At 47.8% G+C, this 20,749-nt stretch carries 15 protein-coding genes; 10 read left to right on the top strand and 5 right to left on the bottom strand.

Features of this window, described 5'->3' with window-relative positions:
- Positions 1 to 11: 11 nt before the first annotated feature.
- The 8 genes from IEW11_RS23790 to IEW11_RS23825 all read left to right on the top strand — a co-directional run bounded on the left by IEW11_RS23790 (position 12) and on the right by IEW11_RS23825 (position 11,266).
- Positions 12 to 1,874, top strand: coding sequence for a flagellar assembly protein A (locus tag IEW11_RS23790; RefSeq protein WP_188533590.1), 1,863 nt, complete (start codon positions 12 to 14; stop codon positions 1,872 to 1,874).
- Positions 1,875 to 1,891: 17 nt separating this feature from the next.
- Entirely contained in the window at positions 1,892 to 2,899 is a 1,008-nt protein-coding gene (locus IEW11_RS23795) for an HD-GYP domain-containing protein (protein WP_188533591.1), read from the top strand.
- Positions 2,900 to 2,930: 31 nt separating this feature from the next.
- Positions 2,931 to 4,223: a diguanylate cyclase domain-containing protein gene (locus tag IEW11_RS23800; RefSeq protein ID WP_188533592.1), complete on the top strand. Its 1,293-nt coding sequence runs from the start codon at positions 2,931 to 2,933 to the stop codon at positions 4,221 to 4,223.
- Between the two features lie 336 nt (positions 4,224 to 4,559).
- Positions 4,560 to 6,320, top strand: a complete 1,761-nt coding sequence (locus IEW11_RS23805; protein ID WP_188533593.1) for a cache domain-containing sensor histidine kinase — start codon at positions 4,560 to 4,562, stop codon at positions 6,318 to 6,320.
- Positions 6,298 to 7,857, top strand: coding sequence for a response regulator (locus IEW11_RS23810; protein WP_188533594.1), 1,560 nt, complete (start codon positions 6,298 to 6,300; stop codon positions 7,855 to 7,857). Before IEW11_RS23805 ends, IEW11_RS23810 begins: the two co-directional genes overlap by 23 nt.
- 131 nt (positions 7,858 to 7,988) lie before the next feature.
- On the top strand, positions 7,989 to 9,356 hold the full coding sequence (locus IEW11_RS23815; protein WP_188533595.1) for an ABC transporter substrate-binding protein: 1,368 nt from the start codon (positions 7,989 to 7,991) through the stop codon (positions 9,354 to 9,356).
- A 102-nt stretch (positions 9,357 to 9,458) separates the two neighbouring features.
- Positions 9,459 to 10,406 (top strand): carbohydrate ABC transporter permease, encoded by a 948-nt coding sequence (locus tag IEW11_RS23820; protein WP_188533604.1) that lies wholly within the window; start codon positions 9,459 to 9,461, stop codon positions 10,404 to 10,406.
- Between the two features lie 26 nt (positions 10,407 to 10,432).
- Complete coding sequence (locus IEW11_RS23825; protein ID WP_188533596.1) at positions 10,433 to 11,266, top strand: carbohydrate ABC transporter permease; 834 nt, start codon at positions 10,433 to 10,435, stop codon at positions 11,264 to 11,266.
- 56 nt (positions 11,267 to 11,322) lie between these two features.
- On the opposite strand, the gene IEW11_RS23830 is transcribed toward IEW11_RS23825, so the two are convergent.
- From IEW11_RS23830 to IEW11_RS23850, 5 genes are read right to left on the bottom strand one after another with little or no spacing between them, the layout of a single operon-like run.
- Positions 11,323 to 13,149, bottom strand: coding sequence for a beta-L-arabinofuranosidase domain-containing protein (locus IEW11_RS23830; RefSeq protein WP_229725643.1), 1,827 nt, complete (start codon positions 13,147 to 13,149; stop codon positions 11,323 to 11,325).
- A 20-nt stretch (positions 13,150 to 13,169) separates the two neighbouring features.
- Complete coding sequence (locus IEW11_RS23835; protein ID WP_188533598.1) at positions 13,170 to 15,137, bottom strand: glycoside hydrolase family 127 protein; 1,968 nt, start codon at positions 15,135 to 15,137, stop codon at positions 13,170 to 13,172.
- A 27-nt stretch (positions 15,138 to 15,164) separates the two neighbouring features.
- The gene (locus IEW11_RS23840) at positions 15,165 to 15,992 is read right to left on the bottom strand and encodes a carbohydrate ABC transporter permease (protein ID WP_229725645.1); all 828 of its coding nucleotides are present in this window, start codon (positions 15,990 to 15,992) and stop codon (positions 15,165 to 15,167) included.
- A 13-nt stretch (positions 15,993 to 16,005) separates the two neighbouring features.
- Positions 16,006 to 16,959 carry a carbohydrate ABC transporter permease gene (locus IEW11_RS23845; protein ID WP_188533599.1) on the bottom strand — a complete coding sequence of 318 codons (954 nt, stop codon included), beginning with the start codon at positions 16,957 to 16,959 and terminating at the stop codon, positions 16,006 to 16,008.
- Between the two features lie 54 nt (positions 16,960 to 17,013).
- On the bottom strand, positions 17,014 to 18,342 hold the full coding sequence (locus IEW11_RS23850; RefSeq protein WP_229725647.1) for an ABC transporter substrate-binding protein: 1,329 nt from the start codon (positions 18,340 to 18,342) through the stop codon (positions 17,014 to 17,016).
- A 170-nt stretch (positions 18,343 to 18,512) separates the two neighbouring features.
- Here IEW11_RS23850 and IEW11_RS23855 point away from each other — a divergent pair, with 170 nt between their 5' ends.
- Both IEW11_RS23855 and IEW11_RS23860 read left to right on the top strand, forming a co-directional pair.
- Positions 18,513 to 19,403 carry a helix-turn-helix domain-containing protein gene (locus tag IEW11_RS23855; protein WP_188533600.1) on the top strand — a complete coding sequence of 297 codons (891 nt, stop codon included), beginning with the start codon at positions 18,513 to 18,515 and terminating at the stop codon, positions 19,401 to 19,403.
- A 197-nt stretch (positions 19,404 to 19,600) separates the two neighbouring features.
- Positions 19,601 to 20,602 (top strand): aldose 1-epimerase, encoded by a 1,002-nt coding sequence (locus tag IEW11_RS23860; protein ID WP_188533601.1) that lies wholly within the window; start codon positions 19,601 to 19,603, stop codon positions 20,600 to 20,602.
- Positions 20,603 to 20,749 lie beyond the last annotated feature (147 nt).

Genomic DNA, 20,749 nt, shown 5'->3' on the forward strand with positions numbered 1-20,749 from the left:
TGGATACCGGGATGGAACAAATAACGGAATATGAATTGACGCTTCTGATCAAGCAATTAAACCTTGACGAACTCGAAACAGATCCAGCAGAAGAACAAATAAACGTAACAATAGATAGCAATATAGACGGTGCTTCATTAAAGCAGAACGGCTGGATTCAGGTTGCTGATCATACGATTGTCGTTCAGGACCCGAATGACGGCGGAAAGCCGCCTGTTATTAGTTCGTTAGCTCCTGTGAAACTAAAAATTAACGATATTGAAATTTTGACCGAAGCTGCGGTCACATCAACCGATCGAATCGAATGGGAAATTGTTGAGAAAAACTTGTTCGAGATCTCGGTCTCCGAAGACAAATTATTTGCTTACTTCCAGCTTATATCGAAAGAGCGGTATGCTTGGCGGTTAATTGATGTCGAGCCAGTTCCCATGATTATCATTATGGCTGAAGAGGATCGGGACATTGTCCTCCAGACCTTACATTTGAGCGATGTTGTTATGAAGCTTGAGCAGAAGCTGATTCGATCGAATCTTGATATCCCTTCGATTCAACAGGAATTAATGAATCCTACATATAAGTCAGTACTGGTCGCAGAAGGAAAGCCGGCGGCTCCAGGTCAAGACGCGCAGCTGGATATTTATTTTTCCGAGCAAGTGGAAAGCCATTTTTCAGAATTGGGCGGATCGGTCGATTTCCGCAATCATCTGCACATTCCTTCTGTCAAAAGCGGCGATCTTATCGCGAAGAAAACGCCTATGGTCGATGGCATTCCGGGATATGACGTATTTGGAAATGTCATTATTCCGGCGCCGCCCAAAGATATCATCATTGTGACTAAATCCAATGTTGAAATGACGCCGGATGGTGAGATATTTGCGAGAAAAGAAGGAAGGCCCAGACTGACAGGCGGAAAAATCAAAACATTGGATATTTCCACATCTTATATCGTTTCCGGAGATGTGGACATCGAGACGGGAAATATCGTTTTCTCGGGAGACGTCACGGTATATGGAAACGTTACCGATAATATGATTGTTGAGTCATTAGGCAATGTATATGTAATCGGAGGCGTCTATAATTCGACGATTACGGCGACAGGAAGTATTCATGTGAAAGGCAATGTGATTGGAAGCAAGCTATACTCCGGGTATTTCGGGGTGATGTTCAACCGGCTGTATCATACTTCGAAACACTTAAGCGAGAAAATAGAGAAGCTATTGGCTGCTTCCAAGATGCTGGGCGAGGCTCTGGAATCCCAAAAGCAAACGATTCGGTATGGCCAAATTGTTTTAATACTGATGGAGAATAAATTTAAAGACATTTCGGTAACGATTAGAGATCTTCTCTATGTCATCACAAACATACAGCATCTAAAAAAAGAAGCGAATCAAAAGCTGAAGGAAATGTGCGAGATTTTCTTTCAACCGGTAACATTGCTGGAAATGGCAACGTACAGCTTTGTCCAGAGCTTTCTCGTACTGCTCAAGGATACCCATCAAGAAATCGCAAGCATGCAGGAAGAAAACGTACATATCAGCATTAACCAATGCCAGAATAGTGAGTTGAAAAGTAATGGCGATATCTTGATCCATCGCGAAGGGGTGCTGCTTAGCGATTTGTTCTCGACGGGGAACATTATCTTCAAGCATGAATCTTCCGTCTGCAGGGGCTCACAGCTGGATGCTGAAGGCAGTATATCAGCGAAGATTGTTGGCGGGCAAACAGGCGTGAATACGATCCTTCGAGCGAGAAAACAGGTAGCCGTTAAGCAAATGTACACAGGAAAAGTTTGTGTTGGCAAATATTACACGGATATTATGGAGTACGTTGAAAATAAAACGTTCGAAATCGATAACTTGAGGCAGCATGGCTAAAGAAAGTGGTGGGGAAAATGAAAGAAAATGATTCCCGGTTACATCTATATGCTGGTATGAAAGTGAACAAAAATATTTATAACAGGTTAGGCGTGCTGGTCATCCCTCGATCAACGTTGCTGACTCAAAAAGACATTGCTCTGCTCATTCAACAAGACATTTTAATCGCAGACGGCGATGTTGAGAAGCTGTCCACTCTCAATCTCGTCGATTCTGCTATTCAAGAGATCAAATATGCATTTGCAAAAATACGGGATACCGAGCAGATCCCGCTTGATCACATCTATAAGAAAGTGATTCCGATCATTGTCGAGATGAGCCACCATCAGCAATTAAAAGAAATCTTATCCCATCTGGAAAATCATGATGAGTATACCTACAGACACAGCATAGGCGTAGCGTTAATCGCAAGATTAATTGGCAAAGCGAAAGGTTTTAATACATTTGATTTGTTGGAACTGACCATATCCGGATTTTTGCATGATATCGGAAAGACGCAAGTTCCGTCCGAGCTGATTAATAAACCCGGAAAATTGACCAGCGAAGAATTCGAACTCGTGAAAGAACATACCGTTCATGGGTTTCAGCTTCTCCGCAATACATCAGGAATATCCTATCGGCATGCGATCGTAGCGCTGCAGCATCATGAACGCGAAGACGGCAGCGGGTATCCCTTCGGTTTAAAGGGGGAGGAGATCGATCCTTTCAGTAAAATTGTGGCCGTAGCGGATGTCTTTCATGCGATGATCTCCAAACGCAATTATAAAGATCCGGTGCCTTTCTATAAAGTGCTTCAAGAAATGTCACACAATGCATACGGCACGCTCGAACCTGACATTACGCTGTGCTTTATGAGCCGAATTATGGAAATGCTGATTGGCAATACGGTCATTTTATCCAATGGGGTTAAAGGGAAGATTATTATGATTTCTCCGGATGATCCTGTGAACCCCTTAATAGAAGTAAATGGAAGATATATCGATTTAAGTAAGGATAAATCAATAGGTATTGAGCGCATCTTATGAAAATATCTGAAGTAAAGCAGGGTGAAATTGTATGGACTCTCTACTACGCAGAAATGATTTAAACGGGTTGCTTATTCATTCGCTTCTTGAGCCGGCCGTAATCATAAACAAACAAGGTACGATTTGTTCTGAAAATCAAGCTTGGTTAGAGCTGCGGACTCGAAATGATGCAAATGTGCGCGGTGTTTCAAGCGATCAATTTTTAGATTTGTACAAAGATCAGGACAAATTCACTGTTGGAATTGTTAGCGTTTTAACGGGAGGGCTTCCTGCATTTCACTATGATGCTGTCCATCCATCAAAGGAGGGTGACCAATTTTTTACGATTCGAGTCACTCCTATTAAGAATGAACATTCAAATATCGAAGGAGCACTGATCGTATATTGTAATATTACCGCCCAGAAGAAACTGGAACAAACGTTGAGAAATGGGGCGGAACAGTATCGACTTATTGCCGAGCATTCGCAAGATACGATCAAAGTGACGGATATTCACGGCAAGATCGAGTATGCCTCTCCCTCGCATAAGAAAATATTTGATTATATGGATGAGACGACAGACATCTTCGAATTCATCCATCCGGATGATGTGGAGAAATTCAAAAGCATCTATCAAGATATTCTGCAAACGAAGGAATCGCAGATGCTGGAGTTTCGGAAAAAGTACAGCGATGGTGTATGGGGCTGGCTCGAAGCTTCCTGTTCGCCGGTCATGTCAGAGGAAGGGACCGTACAAAATATTATCGTAGTTTCGCGGGATATTAGCGATCGAAAGAAATATGAAAGGGAATTGGAGTACATGGCCTTCCATGATTTCTTAACCGGTCTGTATAATCGCAGAAAAATCAGGATGTTTATGGAAGAGGCTTTACTTGAAGCTTCACAAGCAGGACAGAGAGTCGGTTTTATTATCATGGACCTGGATAAATTCAAAACAATCAACGATACCTACGGCCATGATGTCGGCGATCTGATGTTAAAGGAATTCTCGCGGCGGCTGCTTCATTGCAGGCGGGAAGGCGATGCTGTCGGAAGATTGAGCGGGGATGAATTTGCAATCGTCTTAAAAGATCTTAAAGGGGACGAAGATGTTAATTATTACATCCGGCAGTTTATGTGCTCGCTTACGGAGCCATGTTTCCTGCCGGATACAGAATACAATATTCAGGTTTGTTCCAGCGCAGGGTATGCAATCTATCCTGATCATGGCGATACGGTGGTCAAGCTGGTAAAACATGCGGATATACAGTTATATAAGGAAAAGCGGAGACGCATTAAGCTGGGAATACCCCGTAAAACATTTAAAAAATTTCAAATTAAATAGTAGAACCTCATTAAACCGGTACTGCCTTTGTGCAGGGACCGGTTTTTTTAATGTGAACGGAGCTCCAGCCACCAAAGATAGCTTCAGCCAATTCTGTTCGGGTGTCTTTTATTCCAATTTTTCGTCGGATGTTCGGATTCGATAGAAACAATAAGAAAGCGTTATCATTATCTGTTAAAATAAAAGGATTCCCGATTTTCTGCTGCTTGATTTCTGTAACCAGGACAAATTTTCATCTGCTGAATTTTTCTGGTCTGCCGTTATTCGCGATAATGCGATATGATAACCATTATTTACTATAAATCTTTAGCATTTATTTAAGCGGGAGGAACAATCATGCGGTTCCGTTATCTTCATTCCATCGTAGTCCAACTGTTTTTGCTGTGCTTCATCGGGATGACGGTCCCCGTCATCGTGATGGGGATTTTGTCCGCGAATAAATCTTCTTCCATCGTTGAGGAGCAGGTTAGTAAAGTGGCTTCTCTCACCATTACGCAGGTAAGTGACAAGCTAAATCTTTTTTTTAAAAAGCTTGACGATTCATCGATGATGGTATTGAACAGCAAGCTTGTACAGGAGATTTTGGAGCAGCCGATGGAGACGGATCCTTATCAAAACAATTTGAGGATTAAAGAGGCGAAGGAACTGCTCACTTCGATCATGATCAATTCTCCGGAGCTGATCGATATCTATATCTTCGATGTGAAACGGAATAATTCGGTGCTGAGCTCAGATACCCTCATGTCTACTCCTGACCAGTGGGACTCGGATTGGTACAAAACAATACGGAACGCAAACGGAAGTACGGTATGGTTCGGCCTCTCAAAGGACTCGTACTTGAAGAAAACAGAAATGGGATTTCCCGTATTCGGTTTAGGCCGGGCCATTCGAAGCTGGGAGACGGGAGAAATTATAGGTGTCATGTTTTTCGAAGTGATGGGCGATGTGCTGATTGACGAGCTCGACCGTGTGCAATTCGGCGATACAGGCTATATCTATGTATCCAATGGAGAGAATCGGTATTTCTACCACCCGGATCCAGATCAATACGGTAAAATGTCCGACATCACGCCTTCTCACCAAACAATACAGGGTAGTACGCTTGTCCTTCCGGAGCTGCTGGATAATGGATGGCATGTCGTTGGCGTAGTTCCGCTCGAAGAGCTGAGTGCAGACTCGGCCAGCATCCGCAAGTTTACGATGTGGGTAGCGCTGTGCTCGATTTTGTTCGCGATTGGTATGGGGTATTTCGTAGCCCACAAAATCGGCAATCCGCTGGTAAATTTAAGCCGGTTGATGCGCAAGGGCGAGAATGGGGATTTGACCGTGCGGAGCCGAAATGTTGGCCGCAATGAGATCGGACAGCTGGGACGGAGCTTTAACAAGATGATCCAGCAGATTGACCTGTTAATTGGCAGAATCGCCAAAGAAGAGGCAGAGAAGAAAAAGGCGGAAATCCGCGCGCTTCGTTATCAAATCAATCCCCATTTTCTTTATAATACGCTCAATTCCATCCGCTGGATGGCTAAGCTGAACCGGACTAACGATGTCGATAATGCGGTGACTACGCTGGTTCATCTATTGGAAGGCAGCCTTGAGCGAAAAGGCGTCTTTGTCAAGCTCGGTGAGGAGCTTGAGTTATTGGAGAAATATATGATCATTCAGGAATACCGTTATGATAATAAAATCGACCTTAGAATCGAATGTTCAAACGAATTGAAGGAAGTTTTGATCCCGCGCATGCTGCTCCAGCCGATTGTTGAGAATGCTATCTTTCACGGGATAGCTCCTAAGGATCAGGACGGTTCAATCGAAATTCAGGTGGACGATACCGAGCATGATCTCATCGTTCGGATCACGGACGACGGAGTAGGGATTGAGGAGGAGCGGCTATCTCAGCTATTATTCAACGATCGGGAGCGCCACAATAAAGGGATGACGAATATCGGACTGCATCATGTGCATCAGACGGTCCAATTGTATTATGGCCATTCGTACGGCGTCAGCGTTACCAGCTGCAAGGGCCAATGGACGCAGGTGATGATAACCATTTCCAAATCAGAGGGGGATAAACATGTGCAGAGTGCTGTTGGTTGACGATGAGAAGATGGCGAGGGTCGGCCTTCGCTCGACTTTTGATTGGGAAGAGAATGGGTACACGCTTGTCGGGGAGGCTTCTAATGGCCAAAATGCAATGAAATGGATCGAGAATAAAGAAGTTGATATCCTGATTACAGATATCGCAATGCCGGTGATGGACGGCTTGGAATTGACCCGAAAAACGAGGGAAATGTGCCCTTGGGTTAAAGTGCTGCTGTTAAGCTGCCACAGTGACTTCGAATATGTCCGAGAGGGAATAAGGCTCGGAGCATCCGATTATATTTTAAAACCGACGCTCGATTCGGATTCACTCAGATCGGTACTGCAGCAAATGCGGCAAAAGCTTCAAGAGGAGAAACAAAACCAGCATATCATCGAGCAGTTTAAAGATCAGCAGCATTCCAACACGCTCAAGGAACTGGAAAAGACATTTTGCAAAGCGCTCTGCGGCGATGCGAAGGCGATGATGCGAATGCAACAAGCATGGACGGAAGGGAACTACCGAATCGCAGTCGTCAGGCCGGATGTAACCGGTGAATCTTCATCGGAGCAGGAAGCCCTCTTTATTGAACAATCCGAAACGCTCAAGCAGTATATCCATGAAATGTTCCCCTCATCCATATCGGTGCAAATCCGTCCCGATTTCATGGTGGCTATTCTCCCGGCTGATAAACTCAAAGATGCCATCGTGCAAAAAAACATCGAGTACTTGAGAGATCAGGCCTCCTTCGACCGCTTCCAATATTCCGTTGGAATGAGCCGCATCCATAATGCTCTCTCCCAGATCCAAAGCGCATATAGGGAGGCTAAAAAATCATTGGCGTATGGTTTTTTCAACGGACCCTGCCGCGTGCTGCTGGCGGAATCCCAGCTACTCCCTGAAGCAGAACCTCCTTATGATTATATGACGGCATTAAACGAGCTTCAGGAATCGCTAACAATGGGCTTTCATGCCAAATCTAAATCGTATATCGACCAAATCATTAACTGCTGGGTACCCCAATACCGGACGAAGGATGATGTGCTTCAGGAAGCCGAAGATTTGCTGAGCTTGTTTGCCCTGTGCAAGGATACGGATCGCGCTGCAGTCAGGCAGATCAGGCAGTTAGGCCACCTGCGTTACGTCTCGGAAGTCGCCGAGCATGTTAAGCAGTGTTTTATTGCTTTGTGCGGCGGCGATGAAAAACCGAAGCCGGACAAAACGCTTCATCAGCGGATTGTGATGCAGGCCATTAAGTATATCGATGCCCATTACACCGAATCACTCTCTTTGCAGCAGGTTGCCGACGAGGTGTGTGTCAGCCGAAACTATTTCAGCGAAATGTTCAAGCGTGTCACTGGGCAGAACTTTATCGATTATCTGCTCGCCCTGCGTGTAAAGAAAGCCAAGGAGCTGCTGCAGAGCTCATCGTTTAAGGTGTATGAAGTGGCTGAAAGATCGGGGTTCAACGATGTGAAGTATTTCAGCAAACAATTCAAAAAAATGGTTGGCATGTCGCCAGCAGAGTTCCAAGGCCTGCGGGAGGATAAATAGATATTGCTTGCCGGAAAACAAAACACGTTTTCGGAACATAAACCGTTCAAAACACTTTAGCAAAATTTTATAATAAAAGCGCTTACATAAATGTAAGTGAGAATGCAGAGAAAAATAAAGGAGGATCAGCAATGAAAAAGTTAAGATGGTCTTTGCTCTTGGTAATCCTTGCATTATCCGCAGTGCTGCAGGCTTGCGGGGGCTCGAACAACGGGGGATCAGGAGGAAGCGCGAACGGAGGCACAAATGAAGGGGCTTCTACAGAAGCGAATGGCGGTAAAGAAGCGGCAAAAGGGGAAAAGGTCAAAATCAAATGGGCAACCTGGGGTAATCCGGGAGAACTGACGCGCTTCCAGGAATTCACTAAAGATTTTAATGAAAGACATCCAAATATTGAAGCGGAGCTTATTCCGATACCGGGTGAATACGACCAGAAGATCCTCACCCAGCTAACCGGAGGAACGGCTCCTGACATTTTCTATGCGGGTGACGGATTCGTATCCAAGCTGATTGAAAATAACAGCATTGAGGAGCTGACACCGCTCATGCAGGCTCCCGACAGCATCATTAAAGACGAGGATTTCTTTCCCGGACTATGGGGCGCCGCGAAGAAAGACGGCAAGATATACGGAGTAACAGTGGACAATAACCCTATGGTGCTCTGGTATAACAAGCAGGTGCTGCAGGAAGCGGGAATTACGGAAATGCCTGCCGAGCTTCAGAAGCGGGGCGAGTGGACTTGGGAAGCATTCAAGAACATGGCGACTAAAATTAGAGAAACAGGCAAATACGGTTATGTACTGGACAATTGGTGGGGCCATACACAAAGCTGGGTCACATCAAACGGCGGTAAAGTATACGATGAAAACGGCAATTACATCGGCTGGACAGATCCGAAATCCAAAGAAGCCTTCCAGTTTTTGTATGATAACATAAAAGAGAAAAACATTACCTTTGCAGGCACTCTGCCAAAAGGACAAGGAAGCGACGCCATGTTCATGTCCAATCAAGTCGGTTTTGTCGGCGCTGGACGCTGGTATCTGCCGCTGTTCAGCAAGAACGAAGCGCTCGAATTCGATATTGTCACCTGGCCGACCAATACCGGCAACAAGATCGAGCCGGCTGGCATTCCGACCGCTTACATGGTTTTGAATAAAGCGACGAAACACAAAGAAGCGGCATACACCTTCTTGTCCGAATTCGTAAGCAAGGAAGGCCAGATCTTCCGTCTGCAGGGCGGCGGTAATGCCGTTCCGTCGGTATCGGGAGCAGATAATGTCGTACTGGAAGGAAATCTGCCTGAGCATGCACAGTTCTTCCTCGATGCTCGCGAGATTGGATATGCATTGACTCCAGACGAAGCCGGCATTCCTGGCTTGGGCAACGAGATTAATTCCAGGTTTGAGGCGCTTTGGCTGAAGGACGAGGACCTCGATAAGGCTATGACAGAACTGCAGGATATGGCCAATCAAAAAATTCAAGAGTACAAAAATAAATAAGCAGCGACTTTAACCGTGTGATCACACAGCAGGAGACGGGAAGGAATGCCGGTCGCCCGGGTTCCTTCCTTCATATTTTTAGAAGAGGGAAGGTTGATCGACATGAAGGTTCAAGCTGCCGGCCCGGACGCCTCTACTTCTTTGACACGGGAAAAAGTGAAGAAGAACTTCTTAAAAAAGAAGACGGCGGATAACATCTGGGGATTTGTGTTTATTTTTCCGCAATTGGTCGGGTTGATATGCTTTTCTTTGATACCCCTTATCTTATCCTTTGTTCTCAGCATGATGAATTGGGATGGCTTCGGTGAAAGGACATTCGTCGGCTTCGAGAATTTCGCTGCGCAGTTCAAGGATGAAGAGTTCAAGATTGCCGTCATCAATACGGCGTATTATACCCTGCTTACGGTACCGACAAGCATCGTGCTGGCGATCCTGGTTGCGATCGGACTCAATAAAGTAAGGGGCAAGATATTGTACCGGCTCATTTATTTCATGCCGAATATTACGATGTCCGTGGCCGTAGCGGTCGTCTTTATGTGGCTGTTCAACGCGGATTTCGGATTAATCAATCTCTATTTGAAGGAATGGTTCGGCATCGAGGGTCCGCGTTGGTTGACGGATACCCGGTTCGTTATGCCATCGATCGCCCTGCTTAGTATCTGGATGGGACTTGGTTTTGGCATGGTCATGTTTCTTGCGGGCCTGCAGGGCATCTCTTCCACCTATTATGAAGCTGCGCAAATCGACGGCGCCAATAAATGGCAGCAGATCTTGCACATTACCTTGCCGCTGCTGTCGCCAACGACATTCTTTGTTACCATCATATCCATCATCGGATCGTTTCAGGTATTCGACCAGTCGTTCGTTATGACATCCGGCGGGCCGGCCAAAGCCAGCTATACGATGGTGTTCCATATTTACGAAACGGCTTTCGTCGATTTCACGTTCGGCAAGAGCACGTCCGCAGCGGTCATTTTGTTCCTGATTATTTTGACGCTGACTTTATTTCAAATGTATATTTCGAAACGTTGGGTTCATTATGAAGATTAAGTTCGACCGGGGAGGAGGAGACAAACATGCCTGCTAAGGGATTTCGCATATCTACAATATTGCTTCATGCCGCACTGCTCCTGGGCGCCTGCGTTATGGCGCTGCCGTTCGTCTGGATGGTGCTCAGCGCTTTAAAGGATTTATCACAGGTATTTATCGTTCCGCCGAAATGGATACCCGATCCGTTCGTATGGTCTAACTTTAAAGATTCCTTGACTGCTTTACCCTTCGGGCGGGCGTACTTCAACAGCTTCTACATTAATGTGATCGTTGTATTTTGCCAGCTGTTGACGTGCTCCATGGCAGCCTATGCTTTCGCCAAAATCCGCTTCCCGTTCCGGGAGCCGATGTTTATCCTTTTCCTCGCTACGATGATGGTGCCTGGGCAGGTGACAATTATTCCGCTTTATCTGCTGCTGAAAAATATCGGATGGCTAGATTCCCATCTGTCGATTATTGTTCCTTCCGCCATTTTGAACGCATTCGGCGTCTTTTTGCTTCGCCAGTTCTTCAAGGGTATTCCCAAAGAGATGGAAGAAGCGGCGATTGTGGACGGCGCAAACCGCTGGACGATCTATTTCCGCATTATGCTTCCGCTTACGAAGCCGGCACTGTCGGCACTCGGTATTTTCACCTTTCTGGGCATGTGGAACAACTTTTTCTATCCGCTTATTTTTCTCAACAGCCCGGATAAATTCACAGTTCCCATGATGCTGAACTTGTATCGCGGCATGTACGCGACGGATTGGACGCTGATGATGGCGGGAGCCGCAATCGCTCTGGTGCCTGTCCTGATTGTGTATATCATCGGCCAGCGCTACATTATCGAAGGGGTAACTTTATCGGGGATTAAGGGGTAGAGGGAACACCTGGCGTTCGAAGGAACGCCAGGTGATTCTTTGTTTGTTATGGAGTATTAATTCTTCACCGGGAAGTATACCGTATAAGCCTGTTCTTCAATCTCATATAACGGAATGAACCGTATGCCGCGGTCTTGATTAACGGTCCGATAGCCGGTCAGCCAGGTTGCCCATTCCCGTTCATTATCAGGCGTCAGCAGCGTCTCCGGATGATTGATATTCCCATGAAGCTCTCGTTCCTCATCGCATAATCCTGCCAGTACGACAGGGCCTTCCATAAAAGCGACCATATCCGGGCGGTCGGGAAGCGGGAATGCAGTAAGCGTCTTAGGCAGCTTGAGTTGCAGCTTGTCGCCATCACTCCATACGCGGCTGATATTGACGAAACCGGATTCGTCCCGCTGAGCTGAAATTTCCTGGCTTCCTATCTTGATGACTGCATTGCCGCTCAACCAGCCGGGCATTCTTAGCTTGATCGTGAATTCAGCTGACTGATCACACTCGACTAAGAGGGTCACAGACAGATCGTTCGGACGCCGCGTGCGGTCCACCGCAGGATTGCGTATTCCCCAGTTGGTCTGACTGTCGATCGTTTGTTTTAGACGGATGTTGGCAGCTCCGGAGCGCCATGTTAGTTCCGCAGGGATATATTGTCCTACGATGATGCCTTCATCCGTCTCGTAAAAGGCGAGATTCGCATGTATCGTATGCGCTTGGACCAGCGAGCCGTGACAGCACCAGAAATGCATGGTAGGCGAACCCCATTTCTTTCTTGCTCCCGCATGAAGCGGCAGAAAATAAGTGATCATGCCGGTTTTGGGATGCTGCTGTGCCAGAATGCCGTTATACAGGTTCTGCTCTATATAATCCAGATAGACGGATTCCCCGGTCCAGCGGAACAGAAAATCAGCGAGCCGGATCATATTATAGACGACGCAGTGCTCTTGATTCCGATGGCCGAGCCGGGCGGATAATTCTCCCGGCGGGGACCAGATCTCGCCTGATGTCTGGCTGCCGGTGCAATAGGTGCCGCGATCCGTAACGGCGGACTTCCAATATGCTTCAACGATATCGCGATATTTCCGCTCTCCGGTCACCTCGTACGCTCTGGCGGCACCGTGAACTTCGGGGATCGTCGTATTGGCATGCATGTTCGTTAAGATATCTTCGCCCTGCAGCAGCGGCTCGAACAGGCGATGGCGCGTATAACGCCGCATCAGCTCCAGATGCTGTCGTTTGCCGGTAGCCGCATAAACGTCCGCCCAAACCTCCATCATGGCGCCGGTCTCGACATCGAGCACATCGGCAAGCTGTTCTTCCCCTAATTCTTCAGTCCAGCGGTAGAACCAATTGGACCATTTATCAATAATTTCGAGTGCTTTTTGGCTACCTGCAAAGGCGTACATATCATACAAGCCCATCAACGTCTTGTGCAGCGTATAATGGGGGGCCCATACCTGTTTGCCCTCGGCTATCCAATGCAAATATTTCTCCGGGATGGAGCCTGCCCATTCGCCGCCGTTCTGCACTTGGCACCGGGACAGCTCCTCCACAATCCAATCGGCTTTGCCCTTTGCTTCGCCGTCCCCGGTTGCGGCATACAGCTTGGCTGCTGCAGACAGCCAGTGGCCAAGAAAATGGCCGCGCAGCGGGCAGGCAGGGGACTCCCAGCCCAGATGTCCGGGCTCCCAATGCTCGTGCACATGATTGTTAGGCTCATACAGGTTGGCTTCCACATAAAAATTCTGCAGCAGATCCCTGCTGTTCAAGCTCATCACATAGCTGCGGTTTAAGGCTGCGCGGGATTGAAATAACCCCGGCAGCAGCTTGATCTTGCCGTATGGCAACGTGCGTTGCTTCTGTTCATACAGTTTCGTCGGCACTTCACATTCGCCCCTTTCGGTTATTGGCTCCGGATCCACACGGTCATCTCGCCAGGTGTGCGGTTGCTCCATGCAAAATAAGGAATCGCTTTGATCGCAGCAGGTACGCGTGAATAAGCCTGTGTGGTATAGAGCCTGCTGTCATCTGCTTTAATATCGCTGCGAGTGGCCTCTCCAGTGAGGACCGTTACGCCGCCTAACAGCTGCGCATCGAATTCAACGTCGAATTCGGCATCGCTTGAGAGGACGATGTCCTGCAGGTTCGGGCCATTGTCGATCTCTTCCAGGCAATAGACGACAGGGCCGCGCTGCAGGGCGACTTTGCCGGCGTTTTCCCGCACATCCGGATGCGATCTGACGAGCTGGACCGGTATCTCCATCGCGAGCTCAATCCGGTCGCCATCTTGCCAGGTTCTGTTGATCTTCACATATCCTTTCTCCTGGACCGAATCGGTTATCTCTTGCCCATTAACAGAAATCTTCGCAGAACTGCACCAGCCGGGCATCCGCAGCGCGATAGTGAATGGAGCGGCTTGCTCCAAGGCAATCTCCAATGCCGCGCGGCCGTCCCAAGGATAGTTCGTTTGCTGCTGCAGTTTAACGGTCTGTCCGCCCAGCTCCAGCTCAAGCGCGCTGCCGATGTATAAATGAACATATAATTCGCTGTTGCCCGGGTCGGTGGAATAAATGTACTGTCCCAAGGATGCGATCAAACGGGCGATGTTAGGCGGACAGCATGCGCACCCGAACCAAGGCTGCCTGGTTACCTTTACGGTAGACATATCATTGCGGAAGTTAGCGGTTGCTGGCCACACCTCCAGCGGATTAACATAGAAATAGCTCCTGCCGTCCAGTGAGATGCCGCTCAACACCCCGTTATATAAAGCTAATTCCATCACATCGGCATATTCCCGGTCCTTCTCAACCTGCAGCATGCGCTGGGCCCAGAACATCAGTCCGATCGCGGCGCAGGTTTCGGTATAGGCGCGGTCATTCGGCAGGTCAAACGGGACGGTGAACCTTTCTTCATACGCAGAAGAACCAATGCCTCCGGTCACGTACATTTTTGACTGTACCGTATCTTTCCACAAGGCTTTGCAGGCGTCGAACAGCTCTGCATCGTTATAGTCAGCAGCCAGATCAGTCATGGCGCTGTATAGATAAACAGCCCGTACGGAGTGTCCTTCCGCCGTTTTTTGTTCCCGTACCGGAAGATGGGCTTGAAAATAATCATAAAGACGTTTTTTCTTATTGGGTGACAGCACTTCTTCCCGTGCCTGCGCTTCGAGGTCAAAGTAGTGGGGCTGCTGGCCGCGTTCATCGACGAAATATTTGCTAAGCTCAAGATAGGCCCTATTTCCCGTAGCCTGATAAAGCTTCACGAGCGCAAGCTCGATTTCCGGGTGCCCGTCGTAACCGCGTGTTTTGTCTTCCTCGCTGCCGAAGACTGTTGCGATATAGTCGGCATATCTGCACATAATGTCCAGAAATTTTTTCTTGCCGGTTGCCTCATAATAAGCGACTGCCGCCTCCATTAAATGTCCTGCGCAGTAAAGCTCGTGGTTATCCCGCAGGTTCGTCCACCGGGCGCCTGGTTCTTTAACGGTGTAATACGTGTTTAAGTAACCGTCCGACTGCTGGGCGCGGCCGAGCAGGTCGATGACGTCATCCGCGATTTTCTCCAGCTGCGGATCCCGTTTCTTCGATAAGACAAAGCCTACTGTCTCCAGCCATTTTCCAAGATCGCTGTCCTGAAACACCATCCCGTAATATTCGCCCTGTGAGTCCCCGGCAGCAATCCGGAAATTTTCGATCGTGTGGCTCGGCTCAGCGCCGGGGATGGCATCGTTCAGCGCATCCCACTGGTAGGGGACGACGGTTTCGATAACATTGCGTTCGCGAGCGGACCAAAAGGAATCTTGAATGGCAACCTGTTTAAGGACTACCGGTATCAATTGATTTTGGATTTGCTTTTCTGTTTTGTTCATTTGAGATCTCCTTTTCCATGTCCAATTTTATTCGCCCTTAAGGCCTGATAACGTAACGCCTTTAATAAAGAAATCCTGCGCCAGCAGGAAGATGGCGATCAGCGGAATGATGCTGATGACGGTTCCGGCCATCAAGACTGGCCAATCTGTCGAATACATGCCCTGCATGGAGGCAAGTCCGAGCGGCAGGGTCATTTTGGCTTGGGTATTGATATAGACGAGCGGTGCCAAGAAGTCATTCCACGTGCCCATGAATACGAACACGCCAAGCGTCGCCATTGCAGGCTTGGATAAAGGAACGAAAACCCGCCAGTATACCCCAAATGGCGTACAGCCGTCTATTTTGGCGGCGTCCTCTAACGAAGCGGGGATCGTCAGGAAAAATTGACGGAGCAGGAATGTCCCGAATGCCGACACAAGCGCGGGAAGGATAAGCGACCAATGCGTGTCGATCAGATTATAATTACGCATGATGATAAAATTCGGAATCATCGTTACCTGAGCCGGCACCATCATCGTCGCCAGATATAAGCCGAACAGCACTTCACGATACCGGAAACGAAGCCGTGCGAATACAAACCCGGCCATCGAGCTTGTAATCAACTGAGCGATGACAACAACGACCGTAATTTTCAAGCTGTTTAGAAAATAAGTTTCGAAAGGAAACCGGTCGGAAATCCGTAAATAATTATCCCATCGTATTTCTTCGCCGAATAGGGTGGGCGGAAATATAAAGACCTCGCTAAGCTGCTTGAGCGATGTGCTTACCGTCCATAGAAACGGAAGTATCATCGTGATCGCCCCGGACAGCAGGATGAAGTGCGCCGTAAGCTTCAATGCCGTCTGTTTATTCACCGATTCACCCCCTTTAGTTCACGCCCCATTTTTTCTGGCGCCAGAATTGGATCAATGTAATGACGAAAACCATGAAGAAGAGGATATAGGCCATCGCACTGGCATAACCCATATTGAAGTATTTAAAAGCGTTCTCGTACAAGTAATGGACAATGACGGACGTCGAGCGCGCAGGTCCTCCTTGCGTCATAAGGAATACCGTATCGAACACCTGGAAGGAGCCGATAAATGACATGACCGTCACGAAAAATGTCGTTGGAGAGAGGAGCGGAACGGTGATCAGTAAAAACTTGTGATGCCATCTCGCACCGTCGATATCCGCCGCTTCGTAATAGCTGTCCGATATGCCCTGCAAGCCGGCCAGAAAGATCAACATATTAAATCCGAGATTTTTCCAGATCGTCGTTAATATAACGGCAGGCATTGCCCACACCGTACTGGTCAGCCAATTCGGTCCTGTAATGCCGATAAAGCTTAGAAAATAATTCAGCAGGCCGTATTCCGGGTTATAAATGAATTGCCATACGACGGCAACCGCGACCATCGAAGAGACGACCGGCAGAAAATAAGCGGCCCGGTAAAACTTTTTGAACCGGATATTCTGGTCCAACGCGACAGCAAGAAACAGTGAAACCACGATGCCGGCCGGCACGGAAATGCCAGCAAAATAAATCGTATTCCAGAACACCTTGATGAACGTCTCATCATTGAGCAACTCCACATAATTGCTTAGTCCAACCCACTTCATGGGCGAGAGCATATCCCAGGAAGTAAAGCTGAGGAAAAAAGAAGCAATCACGGGGATCAAGGTGAACGCCAGAAATCCGATGATGTTAGGCAGCAGCAGCAGAAAGGCCCACGTACCATCTTTATGAAACATATTCTTAATCGCGCTCGTGCGGCCGGGTGCCGGAGCCGGCCCCCGCATCTTGGCACCGGATCCACTCAGACGCTTCTCGACTTTCATGTGATCACCTCCAAGAGAGAGCCCCAGATTGACTTCCGGGGCAACGTCTGTATTTTATTTGGCAAGCTCTACATTGGACCGGCTCTCGATATTGGCGAGCGTGTCAGCAACCGATTGTCCGGAATACCACAGTTTATCCGTTTCTTCTGTGATAATATCGTTGACCTTGTTTTGCGTAATCAATGTGAACGGATAAGGCTCGGCATTTTCAAAGAATGAGACGAGCTCCCGGAAGCCTTCCGGATGGACGGATTCGTTGTACCACTTTTGAATGCCTTCTTCGGTATAGAGGGATTTACGGTTAGGCATCCACAAGCCTTCGCTGATCAGTCCAATTTGATATTCTTCGGAGGAGAGGAACTGCAAGAGCTTCCATGCTTCTTCCGGATGCTTCGTATTGGCGGAGGCGGAATGGACGTGGGCTTGGCCATGCGTCTTCGCATCTTCGAATTTGGGCAGGGCGGCTACGCCGACCGGGAAGCCCATCGTAGCAAGCTCCTGCAGTGCCCAGGATCCGTCGACGACCATCGCTACCTTGCCGGTCTGCAGCATCTGGTTCGCTCTCATGCCAATGCTTTCAAGCGTTTTTGCGGTCGGGGAAGTGCCGTCTACAACGCGCAAGTCCAGAATGCTTTGCAGCACTTCCTGGGCTTGCGGTGAATTAATCTTCATCTGCGTGCCATCTTCATTAAACAATTGGCCGCCGTTGGAGAAGATTTCAGCTGTGGTCATATAGAAGTTCTCAAAGCCGAATGCGCCGTATTGGGCGATCTTGTCCCCTTCCGTAACGGTAAGCTGTTTAGCTGCCTCACGGAATTCATCCCAGGTCCAGGCATTAGCCGGATCGCTCGGAGGATACGGGATATTTGCTTTGTCAAAAACATCTTTGTTGTAATAAAGCACAGGAGATACCGTACAGCTGCTTACGCCATATATTTTTCCATTAATTTCCATAATCTGAGCAGAGGATGGAATGAATTCATCGAGCGACATCTGGCTTTCAAACATGGTTGTCAAATCCAGCAGCACGCCTCTATTCTGGAAGGAGCGGTATTCGGTGGCGCCGAGGAAGAATACGTCCGGAGCGGCATTTCCGGCAAGCATGGTCAGCAATTTCTGCGCGTATTGTGCGCCGGGAACGGGTTGATAGTCAACTTTAATATCCGGATTCTGCTGCATGAACTTCTCAAGGCCTTTTTTTACGGCCTCCGTTTCGAGCGGACTGGCTTCCCAACCCATGAATTTTAATGTGACAACATCACCTGAGGCATTTCCTGAGTTATTTCCGCTGTTAGCGGTATTGCCATTCGTGCCGCCGCTGGAGCATGCAGCAGTGACAAGCAAACATAACAACACAATGAACAACATACGAAATTTTTTCAACGGACAGACCCTCCTCCAATTTCATTGGTTAAGAACAGGCTGCGGTATCATGTTGTGTTGCAGAATACTACTGTAAACGTTTACAAAAATAGTTTATCACCCAAGCAGGTAAATGTAAGTAGTCGGTCAAAGATATTAAGTGGATAAAACTGACTACTTAGGAGGCTGCTATGAAATATTTTAAAACGAGTATAGATAAGCCGGTCGAGTTTATTTCATGTGGTTTATTTGTTTCGAACGTTCCTTGGACCCATACCAGCCGGACCATCGATTCGTTTGAAATCATTATTGGAGTCAACAAATGCCTGTATATCGCGCAAAATAATGTGGAGTACAAGGTCGGCCCTGGCGATGTGTTATTGCTGCTGCCCGGTCATGTGCATCACGGGTATAAGCCATGCGAGGAGGATGTCTCGTTCTCATGGTTTCACTTTCTAGTAGACGAAATTTATGAATTGCTCGATGAAGAAGCATTAACCGAACAATTAACGAAGCTGAAGAAGCCGGAAGCCCCCAAGCATACTTCGGATGTTTTCATTCCGCTTCTCTCAGCGCCATCCCGGATCGAGAGAGTCAATATTTTGTTCCAGCAGCTGCAGCATGTGGTGAACTCGAATTACTATACCCATTTGGCCGCACATTATATAACAACCTCTTTGTTGATCGAGCTGTCGGAGCAAATGATATCGGACTACTATATTTCTCCCGGCATGTCACAGGGCGACTGGAATATTTCCGAGATTATCGAATGGATCAGGGTTCATGCGATGGAAGACATCTCTGTGTCTGATGTAGCGGAGAAATTTGTCTATAACCGGGATTATTTGTCTCGATTCTTCAAGCGCAAAACCGGCTTCAATCTGCAGGAATACATTCACTTAATGAAAATCTCCAAGGCTAAGGATATGCTGACAAGGGGCTCGCGAAGCATAAAGTATATTTCCGATTACGTCGGCTTTAATGATGAGAAGTATTTTATGCGGCTGTTCAAAAAGTACGAGAATATGACGCCTACCGAGTATCGTAAGGCTTTCTACAAGATTCATATGAACAATCATTAGCTAATAGTGGTGGTATATGTATATTAGGTAGATAAAATTGACCTTTGAGTGGCGATTAAACTAAGTTGGGATCCAGAGGCTGGAATTCATGCAGTCATTCGTCACATTTTGCGATATAATGCTTGTTAGCGGACGATCCGTACTGATTCTAGTCTTATGAAAGCGCAGTACCATAATTCAGGGAAGGAAGATGTGAAATGATTCACACCAATGCGTATGAGGGTTTGTATCAAGGGGAGAAAGCAGTATGGCTGAAAGCGGGGCGTTATGAAGCAGCCCTGCTTCCGGAGACTGGCGGAAATTTGATCGCGTTTCGCGATACGGAGAGCGGCTTGCAGTTTTTGCATGAACCAAAGCAGGAAGAAATGGAGGCCTTCAAAGCAAGGCCGATTATTCACGGCATTCCGGTTCTTTTTCCACCGAACCGTTATGAAGATGGACGCTTTCCGTGGAATGGAAGCACGCTTCAATTTCCTGTGAATGAAGAGGCGACGGGCAACCATTTGCACGGGTTTTTGCACAACATTCCATGGCAAGTAGAGGAATACGGACAATCCATGCTTGAGAGCTATGTAACCGTTTCAGTCACGATTGATAAAGACCACCCGGTATATGAGCATTTCCCGTTTTCCTTCACGATTCAGCTGAGATATGGATTGAGCGGGGACGGTTTGTCCCAGCGTGTAATGGTGCGCAATAACGGCGAAGCCGACTTGCCGTGCCTGTTGGCATTTCATACCGCAGTAAATGCTCCTTTCGACCCGAACAGCTCGGCCAAGGATTACCGCGTCAAGTTAACGATCGGAGAGCGCTGGGAATTGGATCAGCGGATGCTGCCGACCGGACAATTCCAGCCGCTTAAAGCTGAGGAAGAGCAGCTCCGTGATGAAGGAGTTTATCCGTTCTTTGAAGCGATGGACAATCATTACACGGCAGCTGCGCAGGGTGGACGGAACCGGATGGAGCTTGCCGATACGAAGAGCGGTCTGACGTTTGTCTATGATGCGGGCACCTCGTACAAGCAGTGGATGATCTGGAACAACTTCGCGACCGAGGGCTTCTTCTGTCCGGAGCCGCAAATTAACCTTGTAAATGCCCCGAATGTAGATCTTCCGGCAGATGAGATCGGACTGTTCCGTCTGAAATCAGGCGAGATCTGGGAAGAAACTTCCCGTTTGTATGTGCGCGGCCAAAAGTAATGCATGTATGGAGTAACAGCTTGAATAAATCATCATGGTTAAGAGCATCCCTGCGTGAAAGCGCAGAGATGCTTTTTTTATGAAGGGCGTGCCCAGCTAAGCACGCATTCTCTAGCCGGTGAAAGTCCGGTCACAGGAGGGGCCAAG

It is taken from the genome of Paenibacillus abyssi (genome assembly GCF_014640295.1).
Classification (GTDB): Bacteria; Bacillota; Bacilli; order Paenibacillales; family Paenibacillaceae; genus Paenibacillus_D; species Paenibacillus_D abyssi.

Excerpts from the sequence above, each read along its gene's own strand:
- IEW11_RS23790 (WP_188533590.1), top strand. The coding sequence starts at position 12 with ATGGAACAAATAACGGAATATGAATTGACGCTTCTGATCAAGCAATTA.
- IEW11_RS23795 (WP_188533591.1), top strand. The coding sequence starts at position 1,892 with ATGAAAGAAAATGATTCCCGGTTACATCTATATGCTGGTATGAAAGTG.
- IEW11_RS23800 (WP_188533592.1), top strand. The coding sequence starts at position 2,931 with ATGGACTCTCTACTACGCAGAAATGATTTAAACGGGTTGCTTATTCAT.
- IEW11_RS23805 (WP_188533593.1), top strand. The coding sequence starts at position 4,560 with ATGCGGTTCCGTTATCTTCATTCCATCGTAGTCCAACTGTTTTTGCTG.
- IEW11_RS23810 (WP_188533594.1), top strand. The coding sequence starts at position 6,298 with ATGTGCAGAGTGCTGTTGGTTGACGATGAGAAGATGGCGAGGGTCGGC.
- IEW11_RS23815 (WP_188533595.1), top strand. The coding sequence starts at position 7,989 with ATGAAAAAGTTAAGATGGTCTTTGCTCTTGGTAATCCTTGCATTATCC.
- IEW11_RS23820 (WP_188533604.1), top strand. The coding sequence starts at position 9,459 with ATGAAGGTTCAAGCTGCCGGCCCGGACGCCTCTACTTCTTTGACACGG.
- IEW11_RS23825 (WP_188533596.1), top strand. The coding sequence starts at position 10,433 with ATGCCTGCTAAGGGATTTCGCATATCTACAATATTGCTTCATGCCGCA.
- IEW11_RS23835 (WP_188533598.1), bottom strand. The coding sequence starts at position 15,137 with ATGAACAAAACAGAAAAGCAAATCCAAAATCAATTGATACCGGTAGTC.
- IEW11_RS23845 (WP_188533599.1), bottom strand. The coding sequence starts at position 16,959 with ATGAAAGTCGAGAAGCGTCTGAGTGGATCCGGTGCCAAGATGCGGGGG.
- IEW11_RS23855 (WP_188533600.1), top strand. The coding sequence starts at position 18,513 with ATGAAATATTTTAAAACGAGTATAGATAAGCCGGTCGAGTTTATTTCA.
- IEW11_RS23860 (WP_188533601.1), top strand. The coding sequence starts at position 19,601 with ATGATTCACACCAATGCGTATGAGGGTTTGTATCAAGGGGAGAAAGCA.